Raw genomic sequence first — 17,875 nt, forward strand, 5'->3', positions numbered from 1 at the left:
TTCATCACGTCGGCCAGAACATGCCGACGGCCGCCAGCCCCATTGCGGCGGTGGCGAGCCAGCCAAGCCAGCGCAACCAGCCGGTCACAGCGAACTGGCCCATGACCTTGGGGCTGGCCGCCATCACCATCACCAGCGCCATGATCGGCACGGCCGCGACGCCGTTGATAACCGCGCTCCAATACAGCGCTTTGATCGGGTCGAGCCGCATGAACGTGAGCGCAATACCGCCGACAATCGCGACGGCGATCACGGCATAGAACTGCTTGGCCAGATTCACCTGTAACGCCAGGCTGTTGCGCCATTTCATCGTGCCCGCTGCCGCATAAGCGGCCGAACCTGCCAGCACCGGCAATGCCAGCAAACCCGTGCCGATGATGCCGAGACTGAACAGCGCAAACGCCAGGTTGCCGGCGATCGGCTTGAGCGCACTGGCGGCATCGGCGGTGGTTTTTACTTCGATGTGGTGCACGTGCAGCGTGGCGGCGGCCGTGAGCATGATAAAAAACGCCACGCTGTTCGAAACGGCCATGCCGACCCACGTGTCTATGTTGATTCGCTTCAGTTGGGCGGACGCTTGTATCGGCGCGCGCAAGAGCGCTTGCTCCGCCGGTTTCGAGCGGATCTCCTCGACTTCCTGCGACGCCTGCCAGAAGAAGAGATATGGGCTGATCGTCGTCCCGAGCACCGCAACCACGGTGGTCAGGTAGTCGCCGGAGAATTGGATCGGCGGCTTCACGATACTCAGGCCGACCGCTTTCCAATCGATCGGAATCACGAAGATGATGGCGACGTAGGCGAACAACGCAAGCGTCAGCCATTTCAGAACGCTCGCGTAACGTTCGTATGGAATGAATACCTGCATCAGCAGGGACACTGTGCCGAATAACGCGACATAGAGTTGAACCGGGCCGCCGATCACCAGTTTGGCGGCGGCGCCCATTGCCGCGAGATCGGCCGCGATATTGATGGTGTTGGCCGCGAGCAGAATCAGTACCGCGAGATACAACAGCGGAGCAGGGTAGTGGCGGCGCAAATTGGTTGCGAGTCCGCTGCCCGTCACCCGTCCCATGCGCGCGCTGACCAGCTGTATCGACACCATCAGCGGGTAGGTGACCAACAACGTCCATAACAGTCCGAAACCAAATTGCGCGCCGGCCTGCGAATACGTGGCGATGCCGCTCGGGTCGTCGTCCGCGGCGCCAGTAATCAGCCCGGGGCCTAACCGCTTCATCCAGGAGCGTTCGGCGACGTCTTCAACGACAAGTTCCGGTTCAAGATTTTCAGTGGTCATCGTATCCGCCTGTAAGGGGAACCATGTCGGGTCGTCTACGTAGCGCATGTGCTCGCGTGCGGCGGCGGTACACGCCGCTGGTCAACCAGTTAGCATTCTCTGTGCCACGGGCCTTGCCGCTCAATTTCCATTGCCTCCAGGATCGTTTGCGTCGCTGAGCGGCGGCATGCAATATGTCATCCGCTACAATGACGCGCACTACCCACCTGGAGACTCGCTTTGAAATCTATCGTTGCTTTGGTCGCCGCGGCTGTTCTTTCTTCCACTGCGATGGCCGCTTCCACCACTGAAAAGCTGCCTTCCGGCGTAATCGTTGAACACCTTACGCAGGGCACGGGTGCCCAGCCCGCCGCCGACGACGTCGTGAAGGTCAACTATCGCGGTACGCTCGCCAACGGCACCGAGTTCGATAGCTCGGCGAAGCATGGCGGCCCGGCAACCTTCCCGCTCAATCGCGTGATTCCGTGCTGGACGCAAGGCGTGCAAAAGATGAAGGTCGGCGGCAAAGCCAAGCTGACCTGCCCCGCGGCCACGGCCTATGGCGATCGCGGTGTCGGCGTGATCCCGCCGAATAGCGACCTGACGTTTGAAGTCGAACTCGTGGGTATCGTCAAGTAATACGGCGCGAAACGCACTTAGACTGAACCCCGCTCCGGAGATCGAAGCGGGGTTTTTCTTTTTCAGGGCACTGCATTTGCCCACTGAAATCCATCCGCGATGAAGCATCGAGATGCTCGCGCGATGATCGAGCCTGACGTATAGTCGATCGCCTGGATTTTCTAAAAGAAGACAAGTTCTGGTCTTACTCGGCTGGCGTGAATAACATCGACACATACACAATAGTGGAAACGACGATAATGCCGACGCCGACGAAGACTTTGGTACGATTGAATTCAAGGCCGCCGTTGATGGCCACGCCGATCCCGACTACAGAAGAAAGCGTACCGATAGCGGCCAGCAATACGTGAACTTTGCTACGTATCAGGCTACGCCGCTCCGGACTTGCACCCTCTCTCCACTCATTGAGTTTCATTGCAGTATCCTTTTCCACCCGCCTTCGAGTGGGCCGAAGATTCGAATGAGAGACAATGCGATAAGACATGCAGTTTCGCATTGCCGCTGGTTTTCCAATTACACAAAGCATATATGAGCCGCCAGACTGTGCAAACAACAAACCTGAAAATTCAGCATCTGGTTGTCGCGGCGCTATTCGGCAGCGCAACTCACGTGGCCTGGGCGACGGGGATCGATCTGCCGAACTCACTACCTAATATGATTGGCGGCGGAGTCGGCTCCGCCACCGATTACGCGGGCGGTAAAGATCGCATGGTGGGTGTCGTGCCAGGCCTGCGTTATGTGACCAGCGGAGGACATCTGCTGGAATGGTATGGACCGTATGCGCAATTCGACTTCGGCGGCGTAACGGGTTTCCAGTGGGGCCCTGCCGTCGCTCTGCGATTGGGACGCAAGCATGTCGACGACCCCGTCGTCTCGCAGATTCACGAGGTCGATACCACCGTCGAGGGTGGCGGCTATGTCGGCTACGAGTATGAGCATGCCGGTAGTTTTCCGTATCGTCTGCGCGGTTCCGTCACGGTCTTGACGAATGCGGGCGCCGTTTATACCGGCGCACGCGTTTCGGTCAACGGCAGTGCGTGGGCGCCGGTGTCGCCGCGCGTCTTTCTCGGGGCAGGGCTGGGCGCCGGCTGGGTCAGCCAGGGCTTCAATCAAACCTACTACGGCGTGACCGCGGAAGACGCCGGGCGCAGCGGTCTGCCCGCATTCAGTCCGTCTGGCGGGCTGGAACAGATCACCAGCTGGGGCGCCGCGATCTATCAGTTCAACAGGAACTGGTTCGGCGGAGCGATGATTTACTATCAGAGATTGACGGGATCGGCCGCAGACAGTCCGATCGTCACGCAGCGCGGCACGCGCAATCAGATCACGTATGGGGTCGGCGTGGCGTATGCGTTCCGCTAAAAGCAGCGGCGTCTTTTTTAAAGTCCTGCTGCACTCGGTCGTTTACCTTCTGCGCGTGCGGCGATATTGCAGCGGCGCGCTTTGCGCATTCCGGAAGATCTAGCCGTCATTCGTCGCGCGTCAGGAGCGTTTGCCATGAACATCGACTTTCACTACGGGGTGATCTATATCGTCGCCCGTACTGGCGGGATGGCGCCTGCTGAGGCGCTCACGGTGGCACATGCCTGCCAGTATGTCGACGACGCGACCACTTCAGGAATACTGCGTTTTTCCGGCGGCGAGACTTTCGAGCGTTTTGCCACCGCGCACAAGCTTTTTGACTATACCAACACGGAAGACGACCAGAACCGTCTGGTGTGGACGCCATTTCATTTTTTGCCCGCCGGTGAGGGGGAGACGCTTGAAGAGAAGGCGGTGTGCCGCCCGGATAGCGCTGTGGCTCGCGAGGTGGTTCGCCGGGCGATCCGGCAGCGGGGCAACGACACGGCATTGCACCGCCTGGGCGTGACGCTTCACGCGTACGTCGATACATGGGCCCATCAGGGTTTCGCCGGTATCGAAAGCCCGACGAACCGCGTTCATATGCTCGAGGCGGAAGATTGCACGCGGGAGGGCTGGTTTGCCCGTCTCACCCGCGCCACGCGCCATCTGGTCCAGCACGTCGAGGAAGATGTGCTGACGCTTGCACTGCCCGTCGGTCACGGCGCCGCCTTGCACTATCCCGACCAGCCGTGGGCGAAATGGCATTACATCGACGGCAGAAATGTACGCATCAAAAGGCACAATCTGCCGGAGTTCATACAGGCTGCCGAGATGACTTGCCGCGCGGTGCGCGCCTATGTCGCGGGGAGGGAGGATTTTGAATGCCAGCCGGGTCTGCCGGAAGATGTAAAAGCCGCACTCACCAAGCTTCTCGACACCAATCGGAATCTGGATGACACCAAGCGCCTGCAGACCATTTGCGAAGCGGTGAAAACCAATGCCATTCCAGGCCTGTCAGAGTCGATTCCGGATTATGTGCCCAAGGGGCTCGGCTCCTGGAAATACAAAGCCACCGGTTTGCAGTCCGACGACGACAGCGGGGATCGCCCCCGGTGGAGCGATGTCTTTGAGAAAAGTGATTACCGGCGCTTTCACGACGCCGTCAAAGAGCACCGTTTCGTAATTACGCAGGAGATTTTGCCGGCGTGCGGACTGCGGATCGCGTGAACAGTTCGGGCTATTGCTCCCTCACTTGCTGACGTTGCGCGGCCCGCTCTTCCGCTTCTTTCCTGGCCATATGTCGGCCCACCAGACAGCCGCCCACCGCGCCTACAACCGCATGATGCCCGGCATAGTGACCGGCGACCCCGCCCACAACTGCGCCTTTCATACAGCCGGCCGCGTTCGCCGTGCCGACTGCGGCCGAAGTCAGTGCAACCGCCGTGAGGGCGGCCTTGATAAAACCAGCATTCATCTGAAAGTACCCTGATATTGAGTGTTCCGAAAGTGGCGCTTTTGCGCGCCATTTCAATAGCCGCCCCAGCGGCCGCGTTCATGCCATTCGTGCCACTGCTTTGCTTCTGACTACGATTCGGAGTGTAGAAGGACAGTCGGGACACAGGTGAAACAGCGTTGCGAGATTGGTAACGCAGGGTTACCGGCTAAAAAAATGAACTGCCGACCTTTGAATCTCCGGATGCTTGCCTATAGTAGAAGCGACTATTGCCGCATTGCACGGCGGCCGGCTTCTCTTGACGTGGGTGACGGGGAAACAGAAATGACGCCATCGAACGCTGCGATCTATCAGGCTCAGGCTTGCACGCCGGATTCATTACGAACGCTTGCCGGCTATCTCGAACTGGCGCTCGACGAAGGACAAAGCGTGGTTCTGATGCGGATCGGCACGCAGGTGCGCAGTGTTTATGTCGGCAATCCGTCCGGCGCTCTGGAGGATTTGACGGATCACGGCGTAGTGGCCGCTTTTCAGGCCGACGAGATGCTGGCATTGACACAGTTGGGACTTAACCGGATAACTGCCGACGATCAACAGTACCGGTTCATGCGCAGCGTGAGGTATATCGCCGACCGCCAGGTCGTCGTTTTTACTCCGACTTAAGCGGCGGGCCAGCAATCAGAAAGGTTAAAGAATGTGGCAATCGGGTAGTGGACGCGAAAGGTTCGTACTCCACTGGATGCATTCCCGTGTAAGCCTGTTGTCTTTATAGTTGCATAGATCTGCCTTTCTGGCGCTATTCATGGCATAGTTTGATCGATTACCACATAAGGAGCAATCAAATGCCCACGTTAGAGCAAATCCAAGCAAAGCTTAAGAAGCTCCAGGCGCAAGCTGACGTCCTTATTGCCAGGAAAGCACAAGTCGCGGTCGACCAGATTCGCGAATTGATGCTCAAGCACGGCCTGACTACCGAAGATATCGAAGCAAAGGCAAAGGCGAGACGCGCCGCGCACGCCTTGAATGGGCGTGCTGCGAGTGGCAACGCAAAAGCCGCCGGTGCAGGCAAGTCGATTCCGAAGTACCGCGATAATAAAACCGGCGCGACCTGGACTGGCCACGGGCGTGCACCGGCCTGGATTGCCGCCGTGAAAGACCGGACTCAATTCCTGATTGAAGGTGCTAGCGAATTGAAGTCCGCGGCAAAGGCAGTGGTCACTCACGCCAAAGCCGGAAGCAAAGGCCAGCCCAAAGGCGCGCAGCCGCCCAAGTACCTCGATCCGAAAACCGGCGCCACCTGGAGCGGACGCGGTCCGGCACCGGCTTGGCTCGCAACGGTCAAAGACCGAACCAAATTTCTGATCGATAGCGCTGCGGCGACCAACCATCTCGCTGCCAAAAAAGTAGTAACGGCGAAAAAGGCAGTCGCGTCCAAAACGGCCGCGAAGAAGGGCACGGCGACTAAAAAGGCTGCAGCAAAGAAAAGCGCGGCCAAGCCCGCAGCGAAGAAAGCCGGGGCGAAGAAGACTGCTGTGAAGAAAACCGCAGCGGCCAGGAAAGCGCCGGGCCGCAAGACGGGTAGCAAAGGCAAAGCCGCCGCAACAAGCGCTGCCGCGGCGCCACTAACCTCGACGGTGCAAGCCGGCGCGTGAGCGCAACGGAGTCGCGAAGTAGATGACCAGCACGCTCGAAGTACCCCAGCAGGAGGACCATGTCGTCCTGCTGGACTCTGTTCCTCATCCGGCAGCCGACGCCGCCGAACCATTCATTGTCGCCAGCGGCGGCCGGGTGATTCTGGCCTATCCAATTGCTGAATCCGACTTCGAACGGTTCGGACCGTTCGATTCCGACGACGATCCATTTTGCACGGTACTGTTTCCCGACGTCGTGTTTCATCGGCTCGGGCCGCCTGGCGATGTCGATCTCGAGATCCATCCACTTGCGTCGCAAGGGCTCAGTGGGTACTCGGTTCACGAAGTCATGAATTCGTCGCTGGCCGCCGAGATTTCGGCCGTCACTTCGCCCGGTCCTGTACAGCGCCATTTTGTCATCACGTTTCAGGCCTCGACGTTCGAATGTGTCGCGTCGGACTATACGGTGGTCGGCGTGTATGGCGCGGGTGAAATTGCGAGCCGGGAAGCTTTCTCGTTGGTCCGTTAATCTTCCTGGCGGATGTTGCCGTTGGGTGCCGCCGCCTCTCTTTCCGGTTCTGTCCTAACGCCCAAACGCTCGCCTGGCGCAGCGTTTCGGCTCTCCGATGCTGCTTCCCAGTCGATCGGCACGCCGCGCAGCAAAACGCGGTCCCGACAACGGGCACGCGCAATGCGTCCTGCTCAGGTAGTGAAAGCCGGGGCTTAAGGTCCGGGCGTGCCCACCAAACCGCAAACCGCGGGGCGCAGGGCGCCTACCCGGCGCGTCCTGCCGATTAGCATCGAGGCCACGCATGCTGACGATTCCAATTACCGCCTTTGTCACGCTCGTCATCGTATTGGTGATTGCCAATCTGTCGAGTGGCGAGAAAAAGATTGAACACAAGATTGAACGGCTTTATGCAAGCGACGACCCGCAGTTTCTCCGTTCGATGGGTCTACTGCTCGGACCGCCTGTAGTTTCTGGAAACCGCTTCGAGATGTTGCTGAACGGCGAACATATTTTTCCGTCGATGCTCGAAGGCATCCGTTCCGCACGTAAAACCATCACGTTCGAAACTTTCATCTACTGGTCCGGCGACATTGGCGAGCAGATCGCTCGCGCACTGGCGGACAAAGCACGCGAAGGCGTCGCCGTGCATGTACTGCTTGATTGGGTGGGCTCGTCGAGAATGGACAAGCGTTATCTGAACATGCTGCACGATGCGGGCGCGGAAGTCATCCAGTATCACAAGCCGCACTGGACCGGTCTCGGGCGGATGAACGATCGCACTCACCGCAAGCTGCTGGTGATTGACGGGCATATCGGTTTTACTGGCGGCGTGGGCATTGCGCCGGAGTGGACCGGCCACGCGCAGGACGAAAAGCATTGGCGCGATACCCATTTTCGTGTGGCCGGCCCTGTGGTTGGCCACATGCAGGCCGTGTTCATGGACAACTGGGTTAAAGCGACCGGCAATGTGCTGCATGGGGCTGACTACTTTCCGCAAGTCGAAGCCGTCGGTGACGGCCACGCGCATATGTTCAGCAGCTCGCCTTCGGGCGGCAGCGACGACATGCAGTTGATGTATCTGATGGCGATCACCGCGGCGACCCACTCCATTCATCTGGCGAGTGCCTATTTTGTACCGGACAAGCTGACGATCAATGCGATCGTCGAGGCAGCTAAGCGCGGCGTGAAAGTACAGATCATCACGCCCGGAAAACGTATCGACACCCATACCGTGCGTGAAGCGTCGCGTGCCTGTTGGGGCGATTTGCTGCGAGCGGGTGTCGAGATGTTCGAGTATCAGCCGACCATGTTTCATTGCAAGTTGCTGGTGGTAGACGAGTACCTGGTCTCCGTCGGCTCCACCAATTTCGATAGCCGCTCGTTCAAGCTCAACGACGAAGCGAACCTGAACATCTACGACCGCGACTTCGCGCAACAACAAACCGCAACCTTCGCGGACGACATCAGGCAGTCGCACCAGATCACGCTCGACGCGTGGCTGCGACGGCCGCTCTCTGAGAAGCTGATTGAAAAGTTCGCGTCGCTGCTGGATACGCAGCTGTGATGCAATGACTGCGCAACGCGATGCTGTTTCCTTTCAATAACATTTTCCCTGCCAATTTCGAACATATGCACAATGATTTTTTTAGCTTTTATTTTTGAAACATGTTAAAAAGCATTCCGTCATCGTACATTGACATCAAGTCTTCACGCAGTGCGGGCAGACTGGCGTCAGCAAATGGCATGGTGCAGAGATTGAAGCAACGTTTGCGCAATTACATATAAATATATTACGAGGCATCGAACGCTCGATTGAAGCGGGTCTGAGTTCAGGCGCGCACCAGGGAGAGCAGGCAGGTATCACGTCGAGTGAACCATGTTTTCGGTGCAGCAGCGGTCGTCGCGGATCGGATTTGCCGGCGTAAATGTACGCAAAGGCAAGTCGCATGGGCCTGATCCCCGGTAGTACGGCCGCAAGGCGTCCGCGAGTGCGGGCGCGGTATCGGTACGCATTTGCTTTGCGCAAGTGCATGCGAATACGCCATGCCCATCGAAAAACTCCTTGTTCCGCTACCGGCGGGCCTGAAAGTCTACGTTGAACGTCACGTATTCGATCCGGCCTTCGAGAGTGTCATTCTGATCAACGGCGCGCTGGCCACCACGGCGTCGTTCGGACAGACAATCAAATATCTCGGCGAACGCTATAACCCAATTTGTTTCGATTTACCTTATGCGGGTCAATCGAAAGCGCATAACGCGTGCGACTTCGTTCTTACAAAAGACGATGAAGTCGACATTCTGCTGCATCTAATAGGCTTATTCGAGCCGAGCTTCCTGTTGTCGGTATCGTGGGGCGGGGTGGCGTCGCTGCTTGCGCTTTCGCGGGCGCGCACCAGCGTGAGGCGCGCGGTGATTGCGTCGTTCTCGCCGCGGCTCAACGAGGCGATGACCGCATACGTGACCGCGGCACGCGACCACATCGCCGCCGGCGAAAATCTGAAGGCCGCGCAGTTGCTCAACGATACCGTTGGCCGGCACCTGCCGCGCATCATGAAGCTCTACAACTACCGCTACCTCTCTACGCTGCCACGCGATGAGCAGGACCAGGTGGCCTTTCACGTCGACCAGATTCTGGCCATCCGTCCCGAGGACTATCTGCACGAGTTTCGCAACATCGATTGCGGATTGAAATTCCTCAACGGCGAGTTCGACGACTACACCACGCCTGAAGACGCGCGCTCGCTCAGCGCGCATCTGAAGCGCGCGGAGTTTCTCACGATCGAGCAGGCGGGGCATTTCCTCGATCTCGAAGGGCGGTCCGCGCTGCGCCAGGTTCGGACGGCGATTTTCGATTACTTCGGCGCCGCGCGGGTGCAGGCGGCGGGCCGTGCGCTCGACTGCTTCGACGCGTTCGCCGCACGCTCGCCCATCATGCCGGTGCAGCAATCCGCCATAGCAAACGTCGCGAACGTCGCGTTGCAGGCCACCGCCGATCACTCGTTCCAACAGGTCGAATTACCGTGAATATCGCTCAGAGCATCGCCATTGTCGTACCGTGGGCGCTGTGGCTGCTGTATTGGGTCGCGACGTCGAACCGCGTCAAGGAGACCGCGCGCAAGGAGGCGTCTTTATCGCGCACGTTGCAGTCGATTCCGTTGATGGGTGGTGGCGCGTTGATCGTGCTGCCGGACTTCAACACAGCGGCGTTGTCCGTTGATCCGCATGCGATCGGGCCGCTGCAACTTGCCGGCCTCGCCGTGCTCCTGGCTGGCCTGGCGTTTTCCGTGTGGGCGCGGCTGCATCTCGGCACCAACTGGAGCGTGTCGGTCACGCTGAAGGAAGGGCACGAGCTGGTGCGCAGCGGGCCTTATGGACTGGTTCGTCATCCGATCTATACCGGCTGCCTGCTGGCGCTTCTGGGCGCCGTGTTGATCGGCGCGCAATGGCGTGGCGTGGCTGGACTAGTGCTGATTTTCGCGTCGCTGGCGTACAAGGTTCGGGTCGAGGAGAGCTGGCTGACCGGTCACTTCGGTCGTGCGTATTCGCAGTATCGTCGCGACGTCGCCGCGCTGATTCCCGGTCTTTTCTGAGCGACCTGAATGACGAAAGTCATCATCACCGCGATCGGCTCGGCGGGCGACGTGCATCCTTTGCTCGGAATCGGCGCGGCGTTGGCTGCGCGCGGCCACGAGATCGTCTTCTGTACCCATCCGCCATTCGCGGAGGCTGTCTCGCGCCAGGGTTTCGCATTCGTGCCGATCGGCACTGCCGCCGAATATGAGGCGGCCATGGCGAACCCGGCGCTATGGCATCCGCGTACGTCGTTCCGAACGCTATGGGCGGTAATTGCGCCGACGCTGCGACCGCATTTCGACACGCTGGCTGCGTTGACCGATAACGACACCGTGCTGGTCGGCACGTTGTGGGCCTTTTCCGCACGGTTGATGCAGGAGCTGTATCGCGTGCCGTTCGTGTCGGTGCAGGTGTCGCCGTCGACCCTGCTCTCCGCGCATGCGCCGCCGACACACCCGCGCCTGACGATTCCGCGCGGCATGCCGCTGGCTGTAAAAGCGGCGCTGCTGCGGCTGATCGAGCGACAGGCGCTCGACAAGGTCTGTGGCCCCGCATTGAATGCGTTGCGTGCGGAACTGGCGCTCGCACCGGCGCGGCGCATTTTCGGCGAGTGGCTGCATTCGACCGACGGCGTGCTGTGTCTCTTTCCCGAATGGTTCGCGCAAGCTCAGCCGGATTGGCCGGCGCCGCGCTGTCTCAGCGGTTTTCCGCTGTTCAACGACACGAGCGTGCGCGCAGCCGATCCGCAACTTGACGCTTTTCTCGCAGCGGGCGAGCGACCCGTGGTTTTCACCGCTGGCTCGACCTTGATCGATCAGGATCGCTATGCGAATGCCGTGAGCGCGGCGCTGACGGAAGGCGGGCTGCGCGGCATTCTTTTGACGCCGGATGCGCCTCCAACCGAAACGCTCGCCGCCCAGGCGGATAGGCGTGCAGACGCGCAGGGCGTGCTGCTCAAGCGGCGTTACGTGCCGCTGCAGACGCTGTTGCCGCGCTGCCGGGCGCTGGTGCATCACGGCGGCATCGGCACGGCGGCGCTTGCGTATGCCGCCGGCATTCCGCAAGTGGTGACGCCATTCGCGCACGATCAGTTCGATAACGCGCAACGCATCGTCGTGAGCGGTTGCGGCGTTCGGCTCGACAGGCCGTTGCAACCGCGGGCGCTTGCGCGTGCATTGAGGCATGTGCTTGGCAGCCCGTCGATCGCAACGCAATGCGGACGGGTGCAGGACCGGCTTGCGGCGTCGCCGGACGGCTGCGACGCAGCCGCACGCTATATCGAAGGTTTCATGCGGACCGGCGTGCGCACGCAAACCGTCGGCCGCACGTCTTTGCCTGCGTTGGCAGCCAGCGGGCACAGCGTATGAGCGCCGCCACGCCGTTGCCGAAGCACGCCGCGTCGGCCGACGCGGTGCATGGCGTCGGCCACGGCCCGGATTCTGCCGGTGAGCGCAGCGTACTACCCCGCATGCGCGGCGCGCAGCTCGCCTTGCTGACGTTCGCGCTGTCGCTGGCGACGTTCATCGAAGTCCTGGATTCGACGGTAACGAACGTCGCGGTACCGGCTATTTCCGGCGGCCTCGGCGTGTCCAACAGTCAGGGCACGTGGGTGATCAGCTCGTACTCGGTGGCCGCGGCCATCGCCGTGCCCTTGACGGGCTGGCTCTCGCGGCGGCTCGGCGAAACGCGGCTGTTCCTTGGAGCTGTGATCCTCTTCACTTTGACATCGCTGCTATGCGGCGTGGCCGGCGACTTCCACCTTCTGGTGGTATGCCGGGCATTGCAGGGGCTCTTTTCCGGGCCGATGGTGCCGCTTTCCCAAACTATCCTGCTGCGTACCTTTCCGCCGGATAAGCGGGTTGTGGCACTCGCACTGTGGGCGATGACGGTGTTGCTCGCGCCCATTTTCGGTCCAGTGGTTGGCGGCTGGATCATCGACAATTTTTCGTGGCCGTGGATTTTCCTGATCAATCTGCCGATCGGCATCTTCTCGTTCGCGGTGTGCATGACGCTGCTGCGCCCCGACGCAGCCGCCGGCAAGGCGGCGCCGATCGATCTGCCTGGCATCCTTTTGCTGGTCGTCGGCGTCGGCTCCCTGCAGACGGTGCTCGATCTCGGTCATGACCGCGGCTGGTTCGATTCGCCCTTGATTCTGACCCTTGCGATCATCGCCGGGTTGGCGATCGTGTCGCTGTTGATCTGGGAGGCGGGCGAACGGCATCCGGTGATCGATCTGAGCCTGTTCCGCGACCGCACGTTTTCCTTCTGCGTGCTGATCATTTCGCTCGGCATGATGGCCTTCTCGGTGGTCGGCGTGATCTTTCCGCTCTGGTTGCAGGCCGTGATGGGCTATACCGCGTACCAGGCCGGACTCGCCACCGCGCCGCTTGGCGTGCTCGCGCTGGTATTTTCCATTCTGGTCGGCATTTTTGCGGCCCGTTTCGACGCGCGTGTGCTCGCGACTTTCGGCTTTCTGGTGTTCGCTGCCGTGTTGTGGTGGGACGCGCACTTCACGTTGACCATGACCTTCACGCAGATCATCACGCCGGGTCTGATCCAGGGCATCGGCTTGCCGTGCTTCTTCATTCCGTTGACCGCGGCGACGCTTTCGCGCGTGTCCGACGACAAGCTCGCCGCGGCCTCCAGCCTGTCGAATTTCTTGCGCACGCTATCGGCGGCGTTCGGCACGGCAATGAGCGTCACGTTATGGGATAACCGCGCGCTGTATCACTACGACGTCGTCGCGCAGTCGGTGACGAAATCGTCCGGCAACACGCAGCGCTTTGTTCAGGGTCTGCATGGCATGGGTATCGACGGCGCGCGCGAACTCACCACTTTGCATCACGTCGTGCAGCAACAGGCCTACATGATGGCGACCGGCGACATGTTCTGCATGGCAAGCATCACCTGCCTCGTGCTCGCCGCGATGATGTGGCTCACGCGTCCGAAGCGCGGCGCGACGATGACTTTAGGTCACTGAGGAGCTTCCAATGACGATCCTGGGCGCATTGATCATTCTGTTTCATCCGAGTGAGGAGCAGCTCGCGCGCGCGGTGGCGATGCGTTCGGCGTGCGATCGCTTGCTGGTGGTCGACAACTCGCCATTACCGGACGCGCGCGCCGCGATGATGCTGGGCGAGGCGGGCGTCGCGTTGCTGCATCACGGTAATCGCAACGGCATTGCCGGCGCCTTCAATTGCGGTTTGAGTGCGCTGTTCGACGAAGGCGTGGATGCGGTCGCGCTGTTCGATCAGGATTCCGAGGCGCCGGCCAGCTACTTCACGGTGATGCGCGAGCGGTGCGCGTCGATGAGCGGCCGGGCGTTTTTGGCCGGGCCGCGGATCTTCGATGAAAACGACCAGCGCTTCTTGCCCGAGCTCGCGACGAGCGGCTTGGCGGTCGAAAGACTGTCCATCCGTGCCGACGCGGCGCTGCAACGCTGCGCCTTTCTGATTTCGTCCGGTTGTGTGATTTCGCGCGAGGCGTTCGCGCGGCTCGGCCGCTTCGACGAGGCGCTTTTTATCGACCACGTCGATACCGAATACTGCTTGCGCGCGCTGCTGCGCAATGTGCCCGTGTATGTCGTGCCGTCGCTCGTACTGCTGCATCGGATTGGCTCGCGGCGCCGTCACAAACTGGGTTCTTTGGAATTGACGACGATGAATCACCCCGGTTTCCGCCGCTATTACAGCGCGCGAAACGCGATGCAGCTGGCGCTGCAATACGGACTACGATTGCCGGTGGCGATCGTGCCGAACGTGCTGACGCTCTGGCAAATCGTGCAGATCGTGCTGCTGGAAAAAGACAAGCTGGCGAAGCTCAAGGCGATTGCGCTGGGCCTATTCGATGGGTTCTTCGGGCGAATGGGCCCGCTCGAGCGGACGCGTCCGCGATTCGCGGCCAAAGTGGCTAAGACCGCCAAGGCGGCTAATGCGGCTAACCCGGCGAGGCTTGCTGAGATGAATGCGCAGGTGGCAGGAGAGCGCGCAATGCCTCGTACCTGGCACTCATGAGGCGGTCTATGCAATTTCCTATGCCACGCGCCTTGCCGTTGTTGCTGATTGCAGCAGCACTGACGGGTTGCGTGAGCGATTCGGGTCTGCACGCAAACGTCAAGCCGCTCAAGCCATCCGCCGATGCGCTTCTCCAGACCATCGGACCAGGCGCGAACGGCGTATGGCCCGCGCCCGATTGGGTCAAGCGCTATCGCGATCCGCAACTGGATGAACTTACCGCCGAAGCGTTGCAGAACAATCCCGATCTGCAGATCGCCAAGGCGAGGGTGGGCGCCGCCCAGGCGCAACTCGAACAGTTTGCGTCGCTCACCGGCCTCACCGGCACGGCGGGCGCGACGGTGAGCAAGGCCCGCTTGCCGCAGCCGGACGACGTGGCCAACGTATCCGTCGGCGGCCAGCAGGTTCCGGTGCGGTTGTTCAACGATCCGGTGGTTTCGCCGGCTGCGTTGTTCGCCGGCTTGAGCTACCAACTCGACTTGTGGGGCAAGAATGCCGCGCTGACGGGCAGCCTGCTGTCCACGCGCGACGCGGCACGAATCGACGCGGAGCAGGCGCAGCTCACGTTGACGGTTGCGCTCGTGACGCTTTACTGTGAGCTCGACCGCGCCTTTGCGATGCAGGACATTCTGCTGCAAAAGCAACAGGCCGCGGATAGCGTCGATGCGGTGTTGCGCGAGCGTGGTGCGCGCGGCATCGATAACGCGTACGACTCGGCCGATGCCACACTCAAGCGAAGCCGGCTCGCTTCGCAGCAGGCGCTCAACGACGAGCGCATCAAACTGACCGAGTTGCAGATCGGCGTAATGACGGGGCGCGGCGCGGAGCGGGGTTTGTCGCTGCAGCGTCCGCAACTGGCTGCGGCTGCCGATGCGCCGATGCCTGCGCAATTGCCGGTGGACCTGCTGGGCCGCCGGCCCGACATCGTGGCCGCGCGTTTGCGGGCCGAAGCCGCGCTCGCCAACATCGACGCCACGCGGGCGCAGTTCTATCCCGACGTGAACCTGGTGGCCTTTGCCGGGCTGACAGCGTTGACGCCCGCCGCGCTTTTCTCGCGTGCGGCGCTGACCGGCTCGGTAGGCCCGGCGATCTCCTTACCGGTTTTCGACCGAACCCGCTTGCGCGCGCAACTCGGCGGCGATTACGCCAACGTCGACGCCGCGATCAACCTCTACAACAAGACCGTCGACGAGGCGCTCGGCGAGGTCGCACGCCAGCTGACTTCCTTGCGTACGGTCGATACGCTCGCTACCGAGCAGACTCGCGCGGTGGAAGCGGCCTCACGCATCGTCGCGATCGCCGAGGAGCGGCATCGTCGCGGTATCGGCATGCAGAAGGACGTGACGCTAGCGGACCTGTCTTTACTCGACGAACGCTCGCAGCAAGTCGATTTGCAGGGTCGCCGCAGAATGCTGCAGGTCGCGCTGGTTGGCGCGCTCGGTGGCGGCTTCGACGTACGCAAGATGGCCGGCGCGCCGATCTCTCACTATCAGCCGACCTTTCCCTCTCACGCACGCATCACGGATACGCACTTCGATTGAATGCACAACGATAAACAGGCACAGCATGCCGCCGGCTGGACGCAGCAGCAGGCAAACCCGGCGAACGAGGCAGGCATAACGGGCGACGCGCACGATGCAAAACGGGCGGCGCGCCGGCGCCGTTTTGCCGTTTTCTTCGGCGTGGTAACGCTCGCCGGCGTGGCGTGGCTGACGTATTGGGGTTTGAGCGCGCGCTTCTACGAAGAGACAGACGACGCCTACGTGGCGGGCAACATCGTGCAGATCGCGGCGCAAATACCCGGCACCGTCACCGATATTCTGGTGGACAACACGCGGCAGGTGCGAGCGGGACAACCGCTCGTCAAGCTCGACGACGCCGAAGCGGCCGCCGCGTTTGCGCAGGCCAAAGCGCAACTGACGCTCGCCGTGCGACAAGTCGCAAACGCGACGATCTCGCGCAAGCTCTACGTCCAATCGATCGACGCGCGCCGCGCCGAACTCGCGTTGGCGCAACGTGCGCTGGCGGCGCGCGATCATGCGTCGGTGGAAGTGGTGTCGCCGGAAGAATTGGCGCGCGCCCGCGAAGCAGTGGCAGTCGCGCAAGCGAACCTCGCCTCGGCGCAAGTCCAACTCGACGCCGCCCGCGCGCTCGGCGGGAAATTTCCGGTCGAAGCCAGCCCGCCGGTGCTGCAAGCCGCCGCGCAATTGCGGCTCGCTTACCGGAATCTGCAGCGCACCACCGTCGTTTCTCCCGTCGACGGCACGGTCGGACAGCGTTCGGTGCAGATCGGCCAGCAGGTCGGGCCGGGACTCGCACTCATGTCGATCATTCCGCTCGAGCGCCTGTGGGTCGAGGCGAACTTCAAGGAAGGCCAGATTCGCAGCATGCGCGTGGGGCAGGCGGTGCGCATCGTGTCGGATGTGTACGGCTCGCAAGTGGTGTATCAGGGGCACGTGGAGGGCTTTTCGGCAGGCACGGGCAGTGCGTTTTCGATGCTGCCCTCGCAGAATGCGGCCGGTAACTGGATCAAGGTGGTGCAGCGCGTGCCGATCGTGATTTCGCTCGACCCGGCCGAACTCGCGGCGCATCCGTTGCGGCTCGGTCTGTCGATGCAGGTGTCGGTGGATACGCATGTGCGTAGCGGCCATCTGATCGGCAACGACACGGCGGCGGCCACCCAAAGTACTCGCGTCCACGATAACGTCTCACGCGACGCCGATGCGTTGATCGCGCAAATCATTCGGGACAACAGTGACCGTGCTGGTGCTACAGACTAGATCAACGTTCTGCGCCACTGGGACATTGTGGCTAGTTGCCCGGATCGATCACGGCCTTGTCCGGGTCTGCAAGCGTTTTATAGGGGAGTGACGCCGCGTGCGGGTTGGCTGTGGTGTCGTCGATCACGCGATCGACGTCCGCGGTTTTCGCGAGTTCTGCGAGGAACGTCTGTTTGTCGAAGCCCGGCGCGACACAGCCTTGCACGTAAATGAAGCGGCGTTGCAGTGTGAGCCACAGTGTCGACTGCTCGCGCCAGTGCGTGGCGTAGTTGATATTGGTGAGACGCCGCTGGACGGCGTCGGCGATTTCCGCGTCGTAGAGGTACGCATTCGACAGACGGCAACGACCTTCCACCCAGCAGCTATTGCCGCGCTCGATCCGGTAATGACTGTCGTCGAGCCACTCCTGCTCGGTCTCAAGGGGACCTAAGGGCACCGGGCATTCGCTGATCGCTTCGGATATCTGAAAGAACGGGTCGTGGCCGCGATTGACGCGTTGCGCTTGCGCCTGGGCATGCGTTGCGGCCATGCAGATCAGCAGACTCGCCAGGCGCTGTTGGGTCAGGCGTTTCATCGTCTTGGGCTCCCGGATTCTGAGCGTGGGGCAGACGGATCGACGGTTTCGATTCTCGGCTACTTGGTGGAGACTATGCAGCGG

The 17,875-nt window shown here is 61.2% G+C and carries 16 protein-coding genes and 2 pseudogenes; 14 read left to right on the plus strand and 4 right to left on the minus strand.

Annotated elements, in window-relative coordinates; translation table 11 throughout:
• Positions 1 to 4: 4 nt before the first annotated feature.
• Positions 5 to 1,294, minus strand: coding sequence for an NRAMP family divalent metal transporter (locus HHL24_RS13095; RefSeq protein ID WP_169485880.1), 1,290 nt, complete (start codon positions 1,292 to 1,294; stop codon positions 5 to 7).
• 270 nt (positions 1,295 to 1,564) lie between these two features.
• On the opposite strand from HHL24_RS13095, the gene HHL24_RS13100 reads away from it, so the two are divergent.
• Complete coding sequence (locus tag HHL24_RS13100) at positions 1,565 to 1,912, plus strand: FKBP-type peptidyl-prolyl cis-trans isomerase (RefSeq protein WP_087753251.1); 348 nt, start codon at positions 1,565 to 1,567, stop codon at positions 1,910 to 1,912.
• Positions 1,913 to 2,096: 184 nt separating this feature from the next.
• Here the strand turns inward: HHL24_RS13100 and HHL24_RS13105 are convergent, their stop codons facing one another.
• Positions 2,097 to 2,327, minus strand: a complete 231-nt coding sequence (locus HHL24_RS13105) for a DUF2964 family protein (protein ID WP_169485882.1) — start codon at positions 2,325 to 2,327, stop codon at positions 2,097 to 2,099.
• A gap of 128 nt (positions 2,328 to 2,455) precedes the next feature.
• Between HHL24_RS13105 and HHL24_RS13110 the strand changes: the two genes are divergently transcribed.
• Both HHL24_RS13110 and HHL24_RS13115 read left to right on the plus strand, forming a co-directional pair.
• Complete coding sequence (locus tag HHL24_RS13110; RefSeq protein ID WP_329606634.1) at positions 2,456 to 3,274, plus strand: MipA/OmpV family protein; 819 nt, start codon at positions 2,456 to 2,458, stop codon at positions 3,272 to 3,274.
• A 135-nt stretch (positions 3,275 to 3,409) separates the two neighbouring features.
• Positions 3,410 to 4,483 (plus strand): DUF6765 family protein, encoded by a 1,074-nt coding sequence (locus HHL24_RS13115; RefSeq protein WP_169485883.1) that lies wholly within the window; start codon positions 3,410 to 3,412, stop codon positions 4,481 to 4,483.
• A 10-nt stretch (positions 4,484 to 4,493) separates the two neighbouring features.
• Here the strand turns inward: HHL24_RS13115 and HHL24_RS13120 are convergent, their stop codons facing one another.
• On the minus strand, positions 4,494 to 4,730 hold the full coding sequence (locus HHL24_RS13120; protein WP_169485884.1) for a hypothetical protein: 237 nt from the start codon (positions 4,728 to 4,730) through the stop codon (positions 4,494 to 4,496).
• A 303-nt stretch (positions 4,731 to 5,033) separates the two neighbouring features.
• On the opposite strand from HHL24_RS13120, the gene HHL24_RS13125 reads away from it, so the two are divergent.
• From HHL24_RS13125 to HHL24_RS13175, 11 genes and pseudogenes are all read left to right on the plus strand, one after another.
• Positions 5,034 to 5,372: a hypothetical protein gene (locus HHL24_RS13125; RefSeq protein ID WP_169485885.1), complete on the plus strand. Its 339-nt coding sequence runs from the start codon at positions 5,034 to 5,036 to the stop codon at positions 5,370 to 5,372.
• A gap of 179 nt (positions 5,373 to 5,551) precedes the next feature.
• The gene (locus tag HHL24_RS13130; protein WP_169485886.1) at positions 5,552 to 6,361 is read left to right on the plus strand and encodes an H-NS family nucleoid-associated regulatory protein; all 810 of its coding nucleotides are present in this window, start codon (positions 5,552 to 5,554) and stop codon (positions 6,359 to 6,361) included.
• Positions 6,362 to 6,383: 22 nt separating this feature from the next.
• Complete coding sequence (locus tag HHL24_RS13135; RefSeq protein WP_169485887.1) at positions 6,384 to 6,869, plus strand: hypothetical protein; 486 nt, start codon at positions 6,384 to 6,386, stop codon at positions 6,867 to 6,869.
• A 283-nt stretch (positions 6,870 to 7,152) separates the two neighbouring features.
• On the plus strand, positions 7,153 to 8,415 hold the full coding sequence (gene cls, locus HHL24_RS13140; RefSeq protein ID WP_169485888.1) for a cardiolipin synthase: 1,263 nt from the start codon (positions 7,153 to 7,155) through the stop codon (positions 8,413 to 8,415).
• 479 nt (positions 8,416 to 8,894) lie between these two features.
• A pseudogene (locus HHL24_RS13145) lies at positions 8,895 to 9,734 on the plus strand (alpha/beta fold hydrolase); the annotation flags it as partial.
• Positions 9,735 to 9,871: 137 nt separating this feature from the next.
• Entirely contained in the window at positions 9,872 to 10,441 is a 570-nt protein-coding gene (locus HHL24_RS13150) for a methyltransferase family protein (RefSeq protein ID WP_169485890.1), read from the plus strand.
• A gap of 9 nt (positions 10,442 to 10,450) precedes the next feature.
• Complete coding sequence (locus tag HHL24_RS13155; protein WP_169485891.1) at positions 10,451 to 11,791, plus strand: glycosyltransferase; 1,341 nt, start codon at positions 10,451 to 10,453, stop codon at positions 11,789 to 11,791.
• On the plus strand, positions 11,788 to 13,404 hold the full coding sequence (locus tag HHL24_RS13160; protein WP_169485892.1) for a DHA2 family efflux MFS transporter permease subunit: 1,617 nt from the start codon (positions 11,788 to 11,790) through the stop codon (positions 13,402 to 13,404). The genes HHL24_RS13155 and HHL24_RS13160 overlap by 4 nt, the downstream gene beginning before the upstream one ends.
• 10 nt (positions 13,405 to 13,414) lie before the next feature.
• Positions 13,415 to 14,311: pseudogene (locus HHL24_RS13165) on the plus strand (glycosyltransferase family 2 protein); the annotation flags it as partial.
• 134 nt (positions 14,312 to 14,445) lie between these two features.
• Positions 14,446 to 15,978 carry an efflux transporter outer membrane subunit gene (locus tag HHL24_RS13170; protein WP_230417433.1) on the plus strand — a complete coding sequence of 511 codons (1,533 nt, stop codon included), beginning with the start codon at positions 14,446 to 14,448 and terminating at the stop codon, positions 15,976 to 15,978.
• Positions 15,979 to 17,217: an HlyD family secretion protein gene (locus HHL24_RS13175; RefSeq protein WP_169485895.1), complete on the plus strand. Its 1,239-nt coding sequence runs from the start codon at positions 15,979 to 15,981 to the stop codon at positions 17,215 to 17,217. It abuts the gene before it with no gap.
• A gap of 31 nt (positions 17,218 to 17,248) precedes the next feature.
• Here HHL24_RS13175 and HHL24_RS13180 read toward each other — a convergent pair whose 3' ends face one another.
• Entirely contained in the window at positions 17,249 to 17,791 is a 543-nt protein-coding gene (locus HHL24_RS13180; RefSeq protein ID WP_169485896.1) for a hypothetical protein, read from the minus strand.
• Positions 17,792 to 17,875 lie beyond the last annotated feature (84 nt).

This window comes from Paraburkholderia polaris, from assembly GCF_012927345.1.
Taxonomy (GTDB): Bacteria; Pseudomonadota; Gammaproteobacteria; order Burkholderiales; family Burkholderiaceae; genus Paraburkholderia; species Paraburkholderia polaris.